The 19,389-nt window shown below is 43.2% G+C and carries 17 protein-coding genes; 10 read left to right on the top strand and 7 right to left on the bottom strand.

The genetic code is table 11. The annotated features are described in order from the left end of the window. Nucleotides 1-19 precede the first annotated feature (19 nt). Nucleotides 20-493: a hypothetical protein gene (locus ACT3ID_RS08965; protein WP_491541678.1), complete on the bottom strand. Its 474-nt coding sequence runs from the start codon at nucleotides 491-493 to the stop codon at nucleotides 20-22. A gap of 217 nt (nucleotides 494-710) precedes the next feature. On the opposite strand from ACT3ID_RS08965, the gene ACT3ID_RS08960 reads away from it, so the two are divergent. After that, nucleotides 711-1,307: a short chain dehydrogenase gene (locus ACT3ID_RS08960; RefSeq protein WP_491541677.1), complete on the top strand. Its 597-nt coding sequence runs from the start codon at nucleotides 711-713 to the stop codon at nucleotides 1,305-1,307. Nucleotides 1,308-1,345: 38 nt separating this feature from the next. After that, nucleotides 1,346-2,293, top strand: coding sequence for an NADP-dependent oxidoreductase (locus ACT3ID_RS08955; RefSeq protein ID WP_491541676.1), 948 nt, complete (start codon nucleotides 1,346-1,348; stop codon nucleotides 2,291-2,293). A gap of 84 nt (nucleotides 2,294-2,377) precedes the next feature. Here the strand turns inward: ACT3ID_RS08955 and secG are convergent, their stop codons facing one another. Next, a complete protein-coding gene (gene secG / locus ACT3ID_RS08950; RefSeq protein WP_491541675.1) occupies nucleotides 2,378-2,764 on the bottom strand; it encodes a preprotein translocase subunit SecG in 387 nt (128 codons plus the stop codon). A 152-nt stretch (nucleotides 2,765-2,916) separates the two neighbouring features. Between secG and ACT3ID_RS08945 the strand changes: the two genes are divergently transcribed. Beyond that, the gene (locus ACT3ID_RS08945) at nucleotides 2,917-3,801 is read left to right on the top strand and encodes a mechanosensitive ion channel family protein (RefSeq protein WP_491541674.1); all 885 of its coding nucleotides are present in this window, start codon (nucleotides 2,917-2,919) and stop codon (nucleotides 3,799-3,801) included. A 42-nt stretch (nucleotides 3,802-3,843) separates the two neighbouring features. Here the strand turns inward: ACT3ID_RS08945 and ACT3ID_RS08940 are convergent, their stop codons facing one another. Next, nucleotides 3,844-4,518 (bottom strand): SOS response-associated peptidase, encoded by a 675-nt coding sequence (locus ACT3ID_RS08940; RefSeq protein ID WP_491541673.1) that lies wholly within the window; start codon nucleotides 4,516-4,518, stop codon nucleotides 3,844-3,846. Nucleotides 4,519-4,606: 88 nt separating this feature from the next. On the opposite strand from ACT3ID_RS08940, the gene ACT3ID_RS08935 reads away from it, so the two are divergent. Further along, nucleotides 4,607-5,554, top strand: a complete 948-nt coding sequence (locus tag ACT3ID_RS08935; protein ID WP_491541672.1) for a CPBP family intramembrane glutamic endopeptidase — start codon at nucleotides 4,607-4,609, stop codon at nucleotides 5,552-5,554. A 90-nt stretch (nucleotides 5,555-5,644) separates the two neighbouring features. After that, entirely contained in the window at nucleotides 5,645-7,012 is a 1,368-nt protein-coding gene (locus ACT3ID_RS08930) for a DEAD/DEAH box helicase (protein ID WP_491541671.1), read from the top strand. A gap of 662 nt (nucleotides 7,013-7,674) precedes the next feature. Here the strand turns inward: ACT3ID_RS08930 and ACT3ID_RS08925 are convergent. The 3 genes from ACT3ID_RS08925 to ACT3ID_RS08915 form a co-directional block, all read right to left on the bottom strand. Beyond that, nucleotides 7,675-8,913 (bottom strand): aminotransferase class I/II-fold pyridoxal phosphate-dependent enzyme, encoded by a 1,239-nt coding sequence (locus tag ACT3ID_RS08925; RefSeq protein WP_491541670.1) that lies wholly within the window; start codon nucleotides 8,911-8,913, stop codon nucleotides 7,675-7,677. A gap of 269 nt (nucleotides 8,914-9,182) precedes the next feature. Then, nucleotides 9,183-10,613: a pyridoxal phosphate-dependent decarboxylase family protein gene (locus tag ACT3ID_RS08920; RefSeq protein WP_491541669.1), complete on the bottom strand. Its 1,431-nt coding sequence runs from the start codon at nucleotides 10,611-10,613 to the stop codon at nucleotides 9,183-9,185. A 124-nt stretch (nucleotides 10,614-10,737) separates the two neighbouring features. Continuing rightward, entirely contained in the window at nucleotides 10,738-11,379 is a 642-nt protein-coding gene (locus ACT3ID_RS08915) for a CPBP family intramembrane glutamic endopeptidase (RefSeq protein WP_491541668.1), read from the bottom strand. Between the two features lie 144 nt (nucleotides 11,380-11,523). On the opposite strand from ACT3ID_RS08915, the gene uvrA reads away from it, so the two are divergent. From uvrA to ACT3ID_RS08895, 4 genes are all read left to right on the top strand, one after another. Then, the gene (uvrA, locus tag ACT3ID_RS08910) at nucleotides 11,524-14,430 is read left to right on the top strand and encodes an excinuclease ABC subunit UvrA (RefSeq protein ID WP_491541667.1); all 2,907 of its coding nucleotides are present in this window, start codon (nucleotides 11,524-11,526) and stop codon (nucleotides 14,428-14,430) included. Between the two features lie 268 nt (nucleotides 14,431-14,698). Continuing rightward, nucleotides 14,699-15,280, top strand: coding sequence for a porin family protein (locus ACT3ID_RS08905; RefSeq protein ID WP_491541666.1), 582 nt, complete (start codon nucleotides 14,699-14,701; stop codon nucleotides 15,278-15,280). A 216-nt stretch (nucleotides 15,281-15,496) separates the two neighbouring features. Further along, the gene (locus ACT3ID_RS08900) at nucleotides 15,497-16,597 is read left to right on the top strand and encodes a flavin-containing monooxygenase (protein ID WP_491541665.1); all 1,101 of its coding nucleotides are present in this window, start codon (nucleotides 15,497-15,499) and stop codon (nucleotides 16,595-16,597) included. An 83-nt stretch (nucleotides 16,598-16,680) separates the two neighbouring features. Continuing rightward, nucleotides 16,681-17,451 (top strand): ThuA domain-containing protein, encoded by a 771-nt coding sequence (locus ACT3ID_RS08895; protein ID WP_491541664.1) that lies wholly within the window; start codon nucleotides 16,681-16,683, stop codon nucleotides 17,449-17,451. A gap of 6 nt (nucleotides 17,452-17,457) precedes the next feature. Here ACT3ID_RS08895 and ACT3ID_RS08890 read toward each other — a convergent pair whose 3' ends face one another. Continuing rightward, a complete protein-coding gene (locus ACT3ID_RS08890) occupies nucleotides 17,458-17,706 on the bottom strand; it encodes a hypothetical protein (protein WP_491541663.1) in 249 nt (82 codons plus the stop codon). A gap of 111 nt (nucleotides 17,707-17,817) precedes the next feature. Between ACT3ID_RS08890 and ACT3ID_RS08885 the strand changes: the two genes are divergently transcribed. Beyond that, the gene (locus tag ACT3ID_RS08885; protein ID WP_491541662.1) at nucleotides 17,818-19,374 is read left to right on the top strand and encodes a hypothetical protein; all 1,557 of its coding nucleotides are present in this window, start codon (nucleotides 17,818-17,820) and stop codon (nucleotides 19,372-19,374) included. Nucleotides 19,375-19,389: the final 15 nt, after the last annotated feature.

Raw genomic sequence — 19,389 nt, 5'->3', positions numbered from 1 at the left:
CGGGGCTAATTTTTTTTTCTTAATCAGTTTCTCCATAAGTAAACTCGATGACATCTCCCTCGCTAAAAGAATCAATTGTTTCAACTGCCTCTCCTTCGTCAAAGCGTGGAAAACCCTCCTCTTCATAAGATTCTCCTCTCACTATTTCGGCAAATCCTTCTCCGGCATTAACTTCAAACTCAACGATAACACCAACGGCCTGTTTTCCTGGGTCAGAACTTTCCATAATGTATCTTGTCGGACCACCCCAGCTTTCGGTACTGCCTCCACTGCTTTCTTCACATCCTTCACCTTCATAACAGAAACGTACTGTACCTATATCGGCATCTGCAAAGGATCCTTGAGAAACTTCTACCTCTTCATCCCCGGTTCGTTCTAATACTACTGCTAATCCATTCAACTCGCTTTCTGATGATGTTGATCCATCATCACCGCATCCGGTAATTCCGATCAAAAAAATAAGAACAACTATTGTGTAACTTACTCTCTTCATAGTCAAAATGATAAATTTAGTTTTAAGGTTTGTTACATGGATTAATCCATTTCTACCTTTACATTGCGTATTCTGCTCATTAATTCGTTCAGATCCAATCAATAATATCAGCCGAAATATGCCAACAAGCCCTGACAAAATTTTCATCAAACTATATTCAGTTTTATAGAGTTTATTAAGACTTAAAGCAAAATCAGATCAAACAAAAACCTCCATTATGAAAATTATTATCGTTGGCGCTACCGGTACAATCGGTAGTAAAGTAACCGCAGATTTTGAACAGGATCATGAAATAATAAAAGTAGGTTCCAGTAGTGGTGATATCCACGCTGATATTACGAAACCCGAAACAATTGAAAATCTATTTGAACAAGTTGGGACTTTTGACGCTCTTATCAGTGCAAGCGGAGCCGGCCATTTTGGTCCGCTCAAAGAAATGACTACTGATGATTTTAAAGTGGGATTAAAGAGCAAGTTACTTGGACAGATTACTCTGGTTCTTAAAGGACAGCATTATATCAACCCCAAGGGATCTTTTACGCTGATATCCGGCATCCTGTCTGATGATCCGGTATATGCTTCGGCCAATCTTGCTGCTGTTAATGGGGCTATCAACAGCTTTGTTGTGTCAGCCGCTATGGAGCTTGAAAATGATGTTCGAATCAATGCTGTGAGTCCGGGTGTGGTCGAAGATTCACCGGAACTTTTCGATGCTTTTCCCGGTCATAATCCTGTTGCAATGGAAAGGGTAGTAAGAGGATATCGAAAAAGTGTTTTGGGAGCCATAAGCGGTCAGGTTATTAAAATCTGGTAGCCGTCTCATCAGAATCGCTATCCAAAAGCAGATTAATCATGGCACAAACAAAAGCAGCTTTTTTTGAAGAGTTTGGCGAACACAGCAATGTAAATATTGACACCATTGAACTTCCGGATCTCGGAGAAGGTGAAGTACTTGTCAATATCAAAGCAGCGGGTGTAAATCCTGTGGATGCGTCTGTCATCCAAGGACATCTGGACAACGCCATGCCCCACGAATTTCCGCTTATTCCAGGATGGGATATGTCGGGCGTAATTGAAGATCGAGGCTTCGCAGCCCGGCGTTTTGATATTGGAGATGAGGTATATGCCTATGCCCGTCGTCCTTTTGTACAATGGGGTACCTTTGCCGAATATACCGTAATTCCCGAAAGCTATCTCTGCCGTAAGCCTAAAACCATCCCTCATGAAGAAGCCGCGTGTGTTCCACTGGTTGGCCTTACTGCCTATCAATCGATGTACGAAGCCGGTGACCTCGAGGAGAATCAAACGGTTTTAATACTCGGAGCATCGGGTGGTGTTGGCAGTATGGGCATTCAGCTGGCTAAGGCCAAAAATGCTTATGTTATTGGCGTAGCAAGCAAACAAAATCAAGATTTTATGAATGAGCTCGGCGCAGACGCTACCATTGATTATAAGAATAATGATGTCGGTGAGGCCCTTAACGAAATAAAACCGGAAGGAGTGGATCTGATTTTTGATTGCGCCAGTGGTGAAACTTTGCAGCAAAGCCTTCCGGCGCTAAAAGAGAATGGCAAACTAGTCTCTATTCTTAACAGAGGCGATAATATTGATCCGGATATCGATTTCGAATACGTTTTTGTTGAACCTCATTCTCGTCAGCTCGATCATCTTCGGGAACTCGTTGAAACCGAACAAATAGAAGTGCCAGTCACTAATAGATATACATTGGGACAAACAGCCTCAGCACTCGAGCAGATCCAAACGCTACATACCACCGGAAAGATTGTCATTGCCCCTTAGGATAGATATGACAAAAATACAGAAAAGCCCGACTCCTCTTATCTGGAATCGGGCTTTTCCTATTAAATTCCTAAGATTTCCTTCTTAGTTATTTCCGTCACCGGATCCGCCATCATCGCTGCTTCCACCTTGGTTGTTTTGATTTTGTGGTAATTCGGGGACAGCAGAAGGTGATTGGTTTTGCTGCTGTTCAACAGGCACTCCACTTTGCTGTACGGCACTTTCTGAGGCTCCGCCGCGATCAATAGCAAAGTTAGCAAGCACGCAAAGCACAAGCAGCGCGCCGCCTAACACGCTAGTCGATTTGGAAAGCAGATCAGCCGTGCGTCGAGCACCCAATCCACCGCCACCGGCCATTCCACCGGCAATGCCGCCAGCCAATCCTTGCCCCTGGCCAGGCTGAAGCAGCACAACAATGACTAACAAAATACAAATTATCGTTATGGTACCTAGTATTATATAATAGAGCATAATGTGAATCTATATGACAGTATTTTCAGATCGGTAAAGTTATCCAAAATTCCTTTTCTTTACAATAATGATATACACCATTTATTGTTTTCAGTGGTATTAGGTAACCGTTAAAAATCAGTTTTATTTTGTTAATCAATTAATTTTCTACTGTGCAGGATATCTCTAATCAAGTCACACAATTCATAGAAAATTCCCCGGGCATTACCTACCAGATTATCCTGTCTGTCGCTGCCATAGTTTTAATATGGCTAATCTGGTTTATTGCCATTCGTATCATCAATAAGAAAATACCTGAGGCCAAAGTCCGGTATAAATGGCGCAAAAATTTAACCTATGTTTCGGTTTTCGTGGGTTTTCTTGTTGTCGGAAGGATCTGGTTTGAGGGATTACAATCTCTTGCGACGTTTTTGGGATTACTCTCGGCCGGTTTGGCTATAGCTCTTCGGGATCCGGTTACTGATTTTGCAGCATGGATTTTTATCCTCTGGCGTAAACCGCTGGATGTTGGCGACCGTATCCAGGTTGAGGATATAAAAGGCGACGTCATTGATATCCGCGTTTTCAAATTTACTGTTCTGGAAATCGGCAACTGGGTTCACGCCGATCAAAGTACAGGACGCGTTGTACACGTTCCAAACCATAAAATATTTTCAGCATCACTGGCCAACTACACCAGCGACTTTGAGTTCATTTGGAATGAACTGGAAGTACTTGTCACGTTCGAGAGCGATTGGGAAAAAGCCAAGCAAATTTTGCAGGAAATCGCTGATGAACAGCTGCGGGATTTCGTAGAACAGGCACAGGAACAGGTTTTGCGAGCTAAAAAATCATATCTTATTTATTATCAATATTTGACTCCAATTGTCTATACCGATGTTCAGGACAGCGGCATCCGATTGACCATACGTCATCTCACAAATCCCAGGCAGCGACGGAGTGTATCACAATCAATATGGGAAGACATCCTGCGAAAATTTGAGGAACATGATGACATCGATCTGGCCTATCCCACTATGCGCATCACGAATCGCTGATTTCTTCTGCTTAATCTGCATAATCAGTGGTCATCAGCAATCTTATTTTGGAATGGGCTGTATCAGTTCGGGGCTGTTGTTTTCGGGATCATTGACATCTTCTGATACACGATTGACCGCCAGCTCGGTTAATGAGTAGGAGTTCATTATCTTTTCAAGGTCCGTATCGCTTAACTCATCCTTAGATAACCAACGTTCATAATGGTCCGGACTTAACAGCACTGGCATACGATCATCCACAGGCTGCACCAAGGCATTCGCTTCGGTTGTGAGCATGGCACAGGAATAGACATTACGTCCCGATGAAGATTTCCAAACGGAATAAATTCCAGCGAACGCTGTTAGTTCGTTTGTCAGAAGACGAATGTAAAAAGGTGTACTTTTCTTTTCAGTAAATTTCCATTTATAAAACCCGTTGGCAGGAATTAAGCATCTGCGCTTTTCAAAGCAATCAGAAAACCATTCATTTTCCTCCAGTTCTTCCAAAGCCACTTCATAATTTTCATCGCCCTCCATTTCCATATCGGCATCCGGCGGTATCAATCCCCAGTTAAAACTGTATATTTTACGATCCCCATCTTCCTGATAAACAACGGGGATACGTGCACCGGGTGCAATGTTATATTCTGATTCAAAAAAATCCGCTCTCTCGGTAGAAACCCCGAATTTTTGTTCTACATCTTCCTGAGAAGCCTCAAATACAAATCTGTCACTCATAAAAATATGGTTTCCTTCATCTTTTCCTGTAGATTTACGTGCCTTTTATATTAATGTAACCTATTCAAAACTGCTAATGTTTCTTCTTATGAATATCTTCATCAATGAAAACGAACAGCGTTTAAGAGCAGGTTGGCGACTTCTGTTCCAGCTTTTAATCTTGGTTGCCACTACATGGGGCATATCTTCCGGTATTTCTTATTTCATGCCCGGCCTATCCATTCTCTTTTCTGTTATTCCGATGTTTATTGGTGTTATTATCAGCGTTTGGATTGCCGCACGCTATTTTGATAAACGTCCTATTACTGAATATGGAATTGATTTCAATAAAACCTGGGGTAAAGAATTTTTGATCGGTACCGGAATTGCCGCAGCAGCTCAAGGTGTCATCTTTCTTATAGAATGGCAGGCGGGATGGATCACATTTACAGGTTATGGCTGGAATCTTCCCCTGGAAAGTTCCTTTGGATTGGGAATAGCTGGCTTCTTTGTTGCTATGCTGGCTGTAGGATTTCATGAAGAACTTTTTTCACGCGGCTATCAGATTCTGAATATTACAGAGGGACTTCGTTATCCGTCTCTTGGACGCCGAGGAGCCTTGATAATTGCGGTTCTAATAACCTCTTCAATATTTGGAATCATGCACGCCTCCAATCCCAATGCATCACTGATATCTACATTCAATATCATTTTGGCTGGCGTTGTTTTAGCAGTGCCATATGTTTTAACCGGCAGGCTGGCTCTCTCTGTGGGATTACATTTCAGCTGGAATTTTGTAATGGCCGGTGTGCTGGGATTTCCTGTGAGTGGTAAAACAATAGAAATAACAGTACTTAGTATACGTCAAGACGGTCCTGAACTTTGGACGGGCGGTGCCTTTGGTCCCGAAGCCGGTTTGGTGGGTTTACTAGGTATGGCAATAATAGTAGGGGGTTCCTGCGTTTATATTAAGTGGGCAGAAGGCGAACTCGCTGTCGCAGAATTATTTAAGAAAGACGAACAATTAGCTATGAAATCAGATGAGCAAGCCTTATAAATTTTGTATATTCTGCCACTTGATTAGCATCGTTTGTTTTTGAAGCGATGCATGAAGAAGCAAACGTTAATAAAATGAAAGGTGAGGACGTTGAAGTTTGAAGAAATGACGTTGAGCCCCAATATCATGAGTGGGCTTGAAGATGTTAATTATACTGAACTTACAGAATTACAAGAAGAAGCAATTCCTGTTATACTGGATGGAAAAGATGCATTAATAAAAGCTAAACCCGGAAGCAGCAAAATTGCCTCTTTTGTAATACCGGCCCTTCAACAGATCGATAAAAAAGATCCTAAAGAAGGAACATCGGTTTTAGTGTTAACTCCCAATCCCGAAGAATCAAAAGAGATAGATAATCTTGTTTGGGCAATGGGTTATCACGCCGAAATCGAATGTGCATCTGTTGATATGGACGGTGACTTTGAGGAACAGGCCGAAGCTTTGAAAAGCAAGGTTGAAGTGATTGTCGGCAATCCGGGCCCCCTGCTGGATGTGTGCCAGGAGTTACGGTTTATATTCCGGGATGTCGACTTGGTAGTTATTGATGAAGCAGATGAGATGCTTTCGCTGAATCTGCATTCAAAGATCAAAAATATTATTAAACGTGTTTTGAATGAACATCAAACGCTCATCTATGCTGATGACATTAATGATGAGGTAAAAGAGCTGGCCAAAAAATATCTGGATGATCCGGTCGGCATCGGGTTTGAAGACAAGCCCGGTATGTTGACAGAACCACCAAAAGTGGACCAAAGTCTTAATCAGGGCTACATCTATGTGCCAAATCGTATGAAAATTTCCACATTGATGGCTCATATTAAGGAAACACCTACAGATAATTGCGTAATCTTTACAGCCTCAAAGCGTGGAACCGATCGGCTGTATCGAATACTGCGCAAACGAAATCTTAAAGCTACGAGCCTGCACGGCAAGCTGTCTGATGAAAAGCGGTCTCAGCGATTTGCCAATTTTACAAATGGGGATGTACAGTATCTGTTAGTTGCTGATATTCCTGCCGCTGAACTCAACCTTAATCGTGTGACACAGGTCATCAACTACGATGTGCCCAACAATCCCGATGAGTATCGCTATCGAGCAAATTTGGTGGGATCCGGAAAAGCTTCGCGACTGGTTTCACTGGTTTCGAAACAGGATCGCAGCGATATCAATGAGTTGGAAAATTCCCTTGGTCAAGCTCCCAAAGAGCTTTCGCTGCCTGATGAGGTACAGCAGAAGCTGCAGGAGCGTAAGAAGAAGAAAAAGAAAGGCAAAGGGAAAAAGAAAAAAGCACACCGCAAAGGCAGCCAGAACGGTCGCGGCAATAAGCATAAAAAAGATGATGAGCTACAACTTCCGCGTCCCAGTTATGAAAAACTAAGCGGTGGACGTAAAGGCGACGGATCAGAAAAAGAGGAAGAGTCCGGCGTAATGGGCTTAATTAAAAAATTGTTTAGCTAGAAAAGACGGTTAATTACCACACTTAAAGCAAAAGCCCCCTCACGGTTAAGTGAGGGGGCTTTTTTGTTTTGGTAATTGGTAGCTTAAAGCCTGAAGATAAATCATCAGGCTAATAAGCAAAAAAACCGAAGCTCACTTAAGTGAGCTTCTCTCAAAGTTCTTAGGGTAAAAGTATTCTCTTCAGACTACACTGCTCTATTTTTGACCCCTTCTTGTTCTTCCACTACTATCGCAGGGGAAGAAAGGCATTTGTTACACTTTGTGGTTTCAACCTCGAACTGAAGATCCAGCTTCGGAACGGATATGAGAAATTCCATTTCCAACAGACAATTGCATTACGAAGCAGGAGCTTCTAGTGAGAATGACCACAGAAGCTGGGAATCAGATAAAATTTTCGTTACGCACCAGAGGTATGTAACGAGCAAGATAACTCTAATTCCGCCTGCACGCTGGTTTTGCGGCTGGTGGATCTATATGCTACTATATCACCAGATGCAATTCCCGGCACCGGGTTGAGCTGTGTTGTATTCCAAAGCAAGAGATCGGGATGAGATAAAATTAAAGAATGGTTAACTGGGAAAAACGGCTCAATACCCACTTATAAAAAAGCCCCGCCACAATTAAGTAGCGGGGGCTTTAAAAGTTTTCTGTCTTTGCCTTTATCAGGCAGTCATTTTCTGCTGGCTTTTGGTTTCTGCAAGTGCCACATCCTTTATCGCCTCAAACCCGTCGAGCGTTTTTTGAATATGTTCTTCGGTATGTGCGGCCGTCGGAATCAGGCGGATGAGTACTGTTCCTTTAGGCACTACCGGGTAAGCGACCCCGCTGACAAAAATTCCGTGTTCTTCGCGCAGCTTCCTCATAATTGTTGTACAAAGATCTGTACTTCCTTTCGTAAGCACAGGCGTTACCGGGCATTCAGCGGGCAGCACGTTATATCCCAGGTCACGCAACCCACCGCGCAGCATATTTGTATTCTCCCAGAGCTTTTCTCTCCACTGGGGATTATCCTGAATCAACTGCAAACGCTTGCGAGCGGATTTAACTATCGGCATAGGTACCGACTTTGCAAATATCTGACTTCGAACGTTTGCCTTCAGAAATTCAACAACGCGTTTATCGTCAGTTGCAACAAAAGCACCGATCAAAGCAAACGCTTTGGCAAACGTTCCGAAATAAAGATCAATTCCGTCATGGCAACCAAGATGTGTCCCCGTACCTGAACCATCCTCACCCATCGTTCCTACGCCGTGAGCATCATCCACTAACAAACGGAACGGAAATTTCTCTTTGAGAGCAATCATCTCCTTCAATATTCCCAGATCGCCCGTCATTCCAAACGCACCTTCGGTGACAACCAATACGGCAGAATCATCACGCTTATTGCGATGGGCGCGTCTGAGCTGCTTTTCAAAACTTTCAATATCGTTATGCTGAAATACATATTTTTCGGCCATCGCCAACTGCTTGCCATCTACAATACAAGCATGACTGAGCTCATCATAAATGAGAAAATCTTTGCGATCAACCAAAGCATGAATCACGCTCATGATGCCCTGATAGCCGTAATTCAGGAGAAAAGCATCTTCTTTATGTACAAAATCAGCTAATTCCTCCTCCAGCTTTTCATGCTCCGAAGTATTACCCGTCATCAAACGAGCTCCCATAGGACTGCTCAGACTATAATCCTGGGCAATCTCCGCATCATACTTTCTTACTTCTTCATTGCTTCCGATCCCCAAATAATCATTAATGCTCCACACAATGACGTCATCACCATTAAATTCCATCACCGGCCCCAATGGCCCTTCTAGCTTAGGGTACGTATAATAGCCATAACCATCTGAAGTAAATTCCCCTAACGGGCTTGGTCTGCTCTGAAGCTTATCAAATAAATCCATAAAACTGCCAAACTATATCTTTTGATTTGATTTTGCGTAGATGACTTTTTTCAACAAGAGCTCAACGTGAAAAAACAATTAAAAAAGGTAATGAAAAAAGCCTTATTGTCAAAAATAAGGTACTCCCATCGAACATCCCTTAAGTACCTGTTTCTGTTGACCTTATATTAAATGCTCAACAAATCACCTATTAAACTTTGCTGAATAGTACAATACTCTTTAACCGATTTCAATAAAAGAAATCGTTAACAGAAACTATTACTAGCTAATTATTCCAAAGACCCTGCTATATCTAAAACAACATCCTGTAAATATTCCACGTCTGATTTTTTTGTACGGTGATTTATAAAGCAAGCCCGCAGTGCGGTAGCTCCATCAATCTTTGTTCCGGTTAAAAACACGCGTCCGTCATCCTCTATATTGTTGACGATCTGATCATTAAGCTCATTTAATTTATTTTGATCCAAACCACCTGGATTATAGCGAAAACAAACAATCGACAGTGGCGCCGGGGCCATCATTTCCAGCTGGTCATTATCCTCTACCAATTCTACTAAATATTGTGCCTTTTCAATATCGGCCGCTATCTCTTTCCGTAACTGGGTTGCACCAAAAGCTTTGATAGTCATCCAAACTTTAAGTGCCTTAAATTCCTTCGTCAGCGGCAGGTTGTATTCCATAAGATCGATACGCCCTCCATTCTGCTCATCGGACTTTAGGTAATCGGGAATGGTACTAAATGTTTTGCGAAGATGATCCGGATCTTTTACCAGTACTCCCCCAGCTTCAAAAGGCACATACATCCATTTATGGGGATTTACAACCACCGAATCTGCCTTTTCAATACCTTCAAACAAATGAGAAACACCTTCAACTTTGGCCGCCGGGCCGCCGTAAGCCGCATCAACATGAAACCACAGATCGTGCTGCTGGCAAATTTTCGCCACCTCATTTAAATTATCCACGGCGCCAGAGTTTGTTGTCCCTGCTACGGCAATAGCACAGATAGGATGAAAACCTCTGTTTTTGTCGGCCTGTATCTGCTTTTCTAACTCCTCGGGATGTATACGCATCTGATTATCCACCGGAATTTTGCGTAAGTAATTTTTACCGAGTCCCAGCATATCCATCGCTTTATCAAAGCTGGAATGCCCTTCTTCCGAAACATACACTGTCATTGGTTTCGAGCCATATAATCCTTCACCAGAGATGTCAGCAGGCGCTTTTATCTTACGTGCCACCGCCATGCAGTTAAAATTCGCTACTGATCCCCCGCTAAGCAGCACTCCGGCACTGCTTTTGGGATAACCGATGAACTCTGCCACCCAGCGCATCACCAGCCGTTCCAGCTCGGTACTGACCGGCGACGAATGCCATTTTAGATTATTCTGATTAAGCGAAGCCTTAATCAATTCAGCCAATACAGCCACCTGATTCCCACCTCCGGTAATATATCCGAAATACCGGGGGCCGCTACTATTCGTTATGGTCTTGAGTACTTTGTCACCTACTGCATTCAGCAGCTCAGTAATATCTTCGGAATTTTTAGGAAGTGGTTCTTTCAGCAATTTTTGGACTTCGGCGGGTGTTTTTCCGGCAAAAACCGGTGACTCATCCATTTCTGAATAAAATTTAGTAACTAAGTTTCCAGCCTGTTTTATCCACTGATCAAACTGTTGCGGAGAAACGTCGAGACTCATGGAGCTGTTTTTATGAAAACGCTTATGATTACATCATTAAATCGAAACCATGAATATAGGATTCTTCCTTTGGAGACACTAGCTTCATTTTAAGAAATAGCTAACTACTCATCTCGTTTCGTACTTAAAGCGCTTCATAAAAATACCTGCCTAAACCCAAGGTAAAAACAAGCCAACCGTAAATAGTATGCTCAATGGTAACCCAGAACAACGATTCCGTGCGCATATAGGTAATTGCAAATAGGAGTCCGCCGACAAAGCTAATAGCAATTGCCCACCAGTTAAAATAGACAATGTGCATAAACGCAAATAAGATAGCACTTGTAAACACGAGCATACTCTCTGAAGGTATGAGCTGGCGGTAACGATGGAAATAAAACGTCCGGTAGATGAATTCTTGCGGCAATGCCGAGAGAAATGGATATAGAATCATTACAAGCATCCACCAGAGAGAACGTTCAGAAGGAAACGCAAAAAATCGCCCGGGGTGAAGAATCCAAACAAGAACAACCAGAGCAGCAATGACGAACAGTGTTCTGATCAGGATATTTTTGCTCACATCTTCTGTAAATTTCCGGGTCAAAATTCCACGGCTAAATTCGGAATCGCCCCAAAGCTGATATCCGCAATATCCCGCTACCATAATCAGCAGTAAAATTTTTGGTATTGGTATCAATTCCCAAAACATCAGCAGTGGAATCCCAATAAATAATAAGGCACCCTCCACTGCCAAAAGCCAGCTCTCTGTTTGATTTTCGTTCTCCATTATCGACTCCTCTCTATCCATTTTTTACTTGAACGTATCTTTTTATAAGCATGTTACCATTGAATGTTCAATGCGAACAATACCTCACTTTTTGCCATAAAATTCTTACCTTTACCCGTTTATACAAACGTAAAGATTTACTGAATGTCACAGACCAAATCTCCCTCTGAAAGCACCAAACAAAAGTCAACTGAAGAACGTCCCATCATTGTCAAAGGGGCGCGTGTACACAATCTCAAAGATATCGATGTTGAGATCCCCCGGAACAAGATGACGGTTATTACCGGCGTCTCAGGATCGGGAAAATCAAGTTTGGCTTTTGACACTATTTATGCCGAAGGACAGCGCAGATATGTAGAAAGTCTCTCAAGTTATGCCCGGCAGTTTTTGGACCGAATGGATAAACCGGATGTTGATTACATGCAGGGAATTTCTCCTGCCATGGCTATTCAACAGAAAACAACCTCCAGTAATCCGCGATCAACAGTAGGTACTACAACTGAAATTTATGACTACATGCGCCTGCTCTATGCACGCATCGGTCGTACCATTTCACCGAAGTCAGGACGTGAGGTCAAAAAGGACAGTACCAAAACTGCCATTGAAGAGCTACACCGCCAGTTTGAGGAAGGCACTAAGTTTTATGTGCTTTTTTCCATCCCTGAACACGAAGAAAAAAAGCTGGACGATGAGCTCCGGGTACTGAAGGAAAAAGGGTATCCGCGCCTGTTACATATCAAAGATGAACAGATTTTGGATTTGACTGCTGACGATGTGGATACCGACAACATGAATCCTGATGAATACCGCGTGTTGGTGGATCGATTAATTCTTAAAAGTGATGACGATACCCGAGCGCGCATTGCCGGTTCGCTGGAAACTGCCTTTCACGAGGGACGTGGACGTTGTTCGGTTAAAATACGTGAAGCCGATCTCCCTGAAAAAATTAAAGAGTTCCCCTCCCAAGGAGGGGACAGAGATGGATCCCTGGAAGAATCTAGCCAAAGCTCACCAATCAGCGAGTATGGAGAGCTGAATTTCAGCGAGCGGTTTGAAATGGACGGGATGGAATTTACCGAACCCAAACCGCAGATGTTCTCTTTTAACAATCCATTCGGGGCCTGTGACACCTGTGAAGGATTTGGAAAAATAGCTGGAATTGATGAAGACCTGGTTATTCCTGATCCTGAGAAAACGATTCGTAACGGTGCCATCGCGCCGTACAGCGGAGAAAAGTTCAGCCGTCATCTGCGCGACCTCATCAAAGTTGCTGCCCGCTACAGCCTGCCGATTGACACCCCGTACCAAGAGTTAAGCGATGAGGTCAAAAAAATTCTGTGGGAAGGCAAAGACGAATATATCGGTATTCGACCGTTTTTTGAGGAGGTTAAAAGTCAGTCATACAAGGTGCATATGCGCGTATTTTACTCACGCTACCGCGGATACAGCCGCTGCCCCGACTGCGAAGGATATCGTGTTCGCCAAGATGCCTTATATGTAAAAGTCAATGATAAACATATCGGCCAAGTCGCCGAAATGACCATCGGACATGCACGTGAGTTTTTTGAAAATCTGGAACTTACTGAGTTTGAGAAAGAAGTGGCCGACCAGGTACTGTTTGAAATCAGAAAACGCCTAAAATATCTCGATGAGGTAGGGCTTGAATATCTAACGCTGAACCGGCTGGCAAAAACACTTAGCGGTGGTGAGTCACAGCGGATCAGCCTGGCCAATTCGCTGGGCAGCTCACTAATTGGTAGTCTTTATGTGCTTGATGAGCCAACCATTGGATTACATCCACGCGATAACGACCGGCTGATCAATATTTTGAAATCACTGCGTGACATCGGCAACACGGTACTTGTGGTAGAGCACGATCCCGAGATGATCAAATCGGCCGACAACATCATAAATATTGGCCCCTTTGCAGGTATTCACGGCGGTGAAGTCACTTATACAGGAAGCTATGATGACTTGTTGGAATCTAAAACCCTTACCGGCAAGTATCTTAACGGAACTAAAAAGATTCCAGTGCCTGAAAAAAGACGTGAGGGATCCGGTGATACGATCGTTCTGGAAGGCGCTATGGAAAACAATCTCAAGAGCCTGAATGTAGAATTCCCCCTCGGCAAACTTATCTGCGTGACGGGCGTAAGTGGGTCGGGCAAGTCTACCCTGGTGCATGATACACTTTATGCTGCTATTCAAAATCAGCTGGGAACCTATAACGATAAAGTTGGTCATCACCGAAAAGTAACCGGATTGAACAATATTGATTCTGTTGAGATGGTGGATCAGTCGCCGATCGGACGCTCATCGCGATCTAATCCCGCTACATACACCAAAGCATTTGACGGTATTCGCGATCTGTTTGCCAATACGCGACAAGCCAAAATTATGGGCTATGAGCCCGGGCATTTCTCGTTTAACGTGCCCGGCGGACGCTGTGAAAAATGTCAGGGTGAAGGCGTACAAACGATTGAGATGCAGTTCATGGCCGATATCGAGCTCACCTGCGAAGAATGCGGTGGCAAACGATATCGCAAGGATGTACTGCAGGTAAAATACCGCGGCAAAAATATTCATGACGTGCTAAATATGTCGGTCTCTGAGGCTATCGACTTTTTTGTGGATGAGGATCGTATCACCACCAGATTACAGACACTCGAGGATGTCGGTCTGGGATACCTGAAGCTGGGACAAAGTGCAACGACGCTTTCCGGCGGTGAGGCACAGCGTGTAAAGCTGGCAAAATTTTTGGGCAAGTCGGTCGGCAATCATACCCTCTACTTTTTTGACGAACCAACAACCGGCCTCCATTTTGAAGATATTGCTAAGTTGCTCGACTCGTTCAATGAGCTGGTTAATAATGGTCACAGTGTTATAATTATTGAACATAATCTGGATGTGATCAAATGCGCCGATCATATCATTGATATCGGCCCAGAAGGCGGTTTTGCCGGCGGACAAATTGTGGCTACCGGTACGCCTGAAGAGATTGCTGATGTAGATGAAAGCTATACGGGAAAGTATCTGCAGGATGTGCTGTAGGTCAAAGGCTCTATACTAAGTTTCACAAAGAGGGCGCAAAGTTGCGCAGAGTGTTATTTATAACACTCCTCTTATGAAGATGAGCAAAGAATTGGTTGGAGGACACGACGTTTTGCCACAAATCCGCACAGATCCTCACAGTTAAGTTTGCTTTCCAAGCTCAATCTTCAGCACAAGCTATGGAGGTTGTAGTTATATTTTGTAATATCTTCTTAGAAATTCCTCTACGGACGTAGATTTTTATTCATCCTAACAAACAGGAGATATTATGAAGAAGTCACTTTTATCAATATTTATTTTATGTGGATTATTAACAGCCTTATCTGTTCAACAAGCCAATGCGCAGGCAGATATTGGCCTCCGGGCGGGGCTTAACTTTTCCAACTATAATGATCTGCCCGATGGTTTTGAACCAGATTCCAGAACCGGATTTATGGTGGGTGCTTATGCTGATTTTAGTGTCCCAATGAGTCCTTTTTCAATTCAACCAGAGGTTTTATATACGCAAAAAGGCTATGAACAGGGTGGTGCTACACTAAAATCAGATTATGTGGAAGTTCCGGTCCTTGCTAAATTCAGTTTTCTACCCGGCCCAATCCAGCCACATATTTATTTAGGTCCCTATGCAGGATTTTCGCTTAATAGCGAAGTATCCGGCAGCGGCGTTAGTATTGATGTTGATGATGCCCAAACAGATTTTGGTGGTGTCATAGGTGGCGGTGTTGATATTAATGCAGGAGTAACAGAGTTTAATATCGGACTCCGGTACGGTTTTGGTTTTGTGGATGCATATGAAGACGGTCAAGGTAAAAACAGCGTATTCTCTATTGTGGCCGGTATCAGCTTATAAAGTAAGATTTTCAAAAGGCTCCATTCTGGAGCCTTTTGATTTTTTTTAAATAATCTACAGAAATCAGCTTTTCTCATTTTAAACTTCCTGCAGTTATCTTTTCTATTTAACCACTCATTCGACTGAAAAAACTGGCAGAAAGAGTTTTTGGCTTCTTTTTTAGCGGTATTATATCTTTATATAAAAGAAAACTAACCGCCTCAAAGAGAGAGTAAAGTGGCTGGTTCATCCGTACAGCGTACCGAAACAATTATAGCTGGTGCCGGTCCGGCAGGACTGGCCGTTGCAACCTGTCTAAAAAGAAAAGGACGTGATTTCCTGATCCTGGAAAAAAGTGATAAAATTGGTGCTTCCTGGCACCGGCATTATGAGCGGCTGCACCTGCATACCGATAAAAATCATTCGGAATTGCCTTACTATTCATATCCGAAAAACTATCCAACCTATCCGTCGCGTCGTCAGATAATACAATATCTTAACGACTACGCCCAGCATTTTGATTTGCATCCGCAGTTTAATGAGGAAGTTATATCAGCAAAATATTCAGGCAGCCACTGGAAAATTCGTACGGTAAAACATCAATTCCGCTCGGAAAACCTGGTGGTTGCCACCGGATACAACAATCGGCCCAACATACCTTCATGGCCGGGACAAAAGACATTTCCGGGATCTATTTTACATTCTTCTGAATATTCCTGCGGACATTTTTTCCGAGATCAGAGCGTGCTTGTAGTCGGTTTCGGGAATTCGGCTGGAGAAATAGCTATCGATCTGCATGAGAATGGAGCCCAGGTCGCCTTTTCGATACGCAGTTCTGTTAATGTTATTCCGCGCGACCTACTGGGTATTCCCATCCTTGCCATTGCCATACCACTGTCAAAAATTCCATGCCGGTTGGCAGATCTGCTGACGGCTCCGATACTCAGAATCGTCTTTGGAAGCCTCAACAAACTAGGGCTTCGCAAATCCAAAGACGGTCCGTTTACACAAATCAAAAATCAGCAGCGTATTCCTTTGATTGATGTTGGGACAATTAAACTGATTAAGGAAAAAGCTGCAGCAGTATTTCCGGATATTAAAAAATTTGAGGGTAATGAAGTGCTATTTTCAGACGGTAAACGCCATTGCTTTGATGCTGTAATTTTGGGAACAGGATACAAACCAGCCACGGAAAAATTCCTAAAATCCACCCCATCGGTTGCCGACGGAGAAAGCAGGGGGTTATTCTTTTGCGGATTTCAGGTCAAGGCTACCGGCGTACTGCGTGAAATTTCGCACGAAGCAAAACAGATTGCAGATCAAATTGCTAACCCATAACCCCTTCCTATCAAATTTATCGTTGATAGATCTAAGAATCTCATTATGTTATAAATCCTGAACATTACCTCAATTATCTAAGTATGTTATTTACTCACACCCGTTTAATGTTGATGTTATCTGTGGCGTTAATTCTTGGATCTCTTGCCATCGGCTGCTCAGATATAGACGCGGAAACAAAAAAAGTACTTACGTCGGAATCATCTTCCATTCTCATCTTCACCAAAACCGAAGGTTATCGCCATGAATCTATCGACGACGGCGTAAAAGCTGTTCAGGAGATCGCCTCAGAAAATGAGTTTGCTACTATCCACACCGAAGACGCAGCTTATTTTCAATCCGACAGCCTGGCTAATTTTGATCTCATCATTTTTCTCAATACAACCGGCGATATACTCAACAATCAACAGCAAGAGACTTTCCAGCAATTTATCAAAAGTGGTGGCGGATTTGTCGGCATTCATGCGGCATCGGACACTGAGTACGGCTGGCCGTGGTACGGCGAAATGGTAGGTGCGTATTTCGAGAGCCATCCCGAAGTGCAGGAAGCATCGATCAGCGTCTTGGATAAGGAGCACCCCTCAACCTCTTTCCTGCCAGACGAGTGGATCCGCACCGATGAGTGGTATAATTTCAAGGATCTCAATCCGGATATAAACGTGCTGTTAAACCTGGAGGAGTCCAGCTACGAAGGTGGAGAAAATGGAACAGATCACCCTATTGCCTGGTATCATGAATTTGAAGGAGGGCGCATTTTTTACACCGGTGGCGGACACACATCCGAAAGTTATTCTGAGCCATTGTTTCGAAAGCATCTTGAAGGCGGCATACGATATACTCTCGGATCGAACTAAAACCTGCTACTGATCAACAGGGACAATTTGTCCGGTGGGTGTAATTTTTTCTCCCGGTCCTGGCTCCTCCTGCGGAAAATCGTCGATTGGCACATTCGGATCGCGATCATCCGGCACATAATGGTTGTGTGAACCATGTGGTACCGCCGTATAATTTTTGGTATTAAAATAGCCAAGTGCATCAGCCAGAGCCAATCCCGCCAAGGCAATCACAATAACTATAAATATATATTTGAGCGTGTTTTTGGATGTCATAAATCATTTCACATCGTTTTATATATCACTCCAAAAGATAAGACTGTTAGGTTGATTCCCGAAATAGTATTTTGAACATTTCTGTAACTACTTATAAAAATAGATAGAGAAATGCTGCGTAAGCTGATATATCTCAACTGGACGGCCTTTTTAGATCGGCTATCCAAATTCCAGACTTTTTTAATGGTGGGATATATCATTTTTCTGCTGGTGTTGTTTTCTAATCTGCTTGGCTCGGCTCTGGTCATCGTCCTCTTTGATCAGAATCCTCTTGTTGCCCGCACTATGCCATGGCTGACACCTGAAATTCACCGGCTTATCACTCTCATTTTTGCCAACGTGCTGTGGATTCTGCATTTCTCTTTTACCAGCACGCGCCTGCTGAATATGGAAGAAAATCGCAAACTACTGGCCTATGGTTATCCCGTCAAAAAGTTGAGCTGGCATCTCAATCTGATGGGCTTCTTCCATCCCCTTAACCTGATCTACAATTTTACCTGGCTGGTTTTTCTTCTAATGCAGATCCAGAATCTGATGTATGTACCGGTCGTTATTGCGGCCGTGCTGCTTAATTACGCCATTATTTTTTCTATTAAGCACCGGTTCCTTAAAATTGTGGAAAAACGATTCAAGATCATCGTATTCAGCGCCCTTTTCCTGATCTTTGGGACTATACAGGCCATTGCCATAATCTCCCGCCAGTTTGAAGTCATTGTATCGCAATATTTACCCGGTGTTACCACTTTAAACGAGTACCTGTTTTATACACCCGGGGGACTGCTGGAATACACCGCCATCGGCTCGTATAATCTGGCTGTTGCCTCCGCTATTTATGGATTTTGCGCACTGCTGATCTTGCTAATTTCGCGTGACCATTTCTTAAAGACACGGGAGGGATTGCAACAACCGGTTAAAGAGCGTAAAATTTATAAACGAAATCACCTGTGGCATTTCCTGAAGAGATGGCTGGGACAGAATGCCGGTAAGTTCTATTACTATGTTCTTGCCCACCCATATAATCGACTACAGCTTTTAACCATTGCTTTGATTCCTGCCGTTTATATTCCGCTTCTGCTTCAGCTCGGCAACAACTATTACAGCAGTCTGCTTATTCCCACAATGCTGGCGGCGATACCAGTTGCACTTCTGGCGATGGGAATGGCCAACATGTACGGATATGAGAACAAAGAATTTTTGCTGCACAAACAGCTTCCAGAATTGTTTGAAAAACAACTGAAAGAACGTTTTTTGGGGATTATCGTAGTGCCCTTGCTTATTTTTTACCTTATTACAACTGCAGAAATTCTTTATTTGCCACAGCTGGGATCTGTGATCGAAATCTATATTGCCAATACCTTTTTCTTTGTTTGTTTTACGCTGGTATTTCTGTGGTCCTCTTTTTATCACTACAAAAAAGCCAACTATACTTCATTCAGTTTTAAGCATCCCATTATTTCGCAAAAAGTGACATTCATGATGATCTTCCTGATTTTTGGCCTCGGCTATGCCGTATTTGCTCCGATTGGGGATCTCGAAATTTACAGGCTCTGGGTAATGGGTGGTTTAATTATTGCCATCAGTATCTATCTCTGGCGGAATATGGATGTGCTTGTAAGAGCTTTTGACAAACATATACTGCATCAGGTGTGGGCCGATGCGGATCAATAGTTAAATTGTATCCAA

The sequence above is a fragment of the Fodinibius sp. GM108 genome, from assembly GCF_058386985.1.
This window is presented reverse-complemented; position numbering and strand designations above follow the sequence as displayed.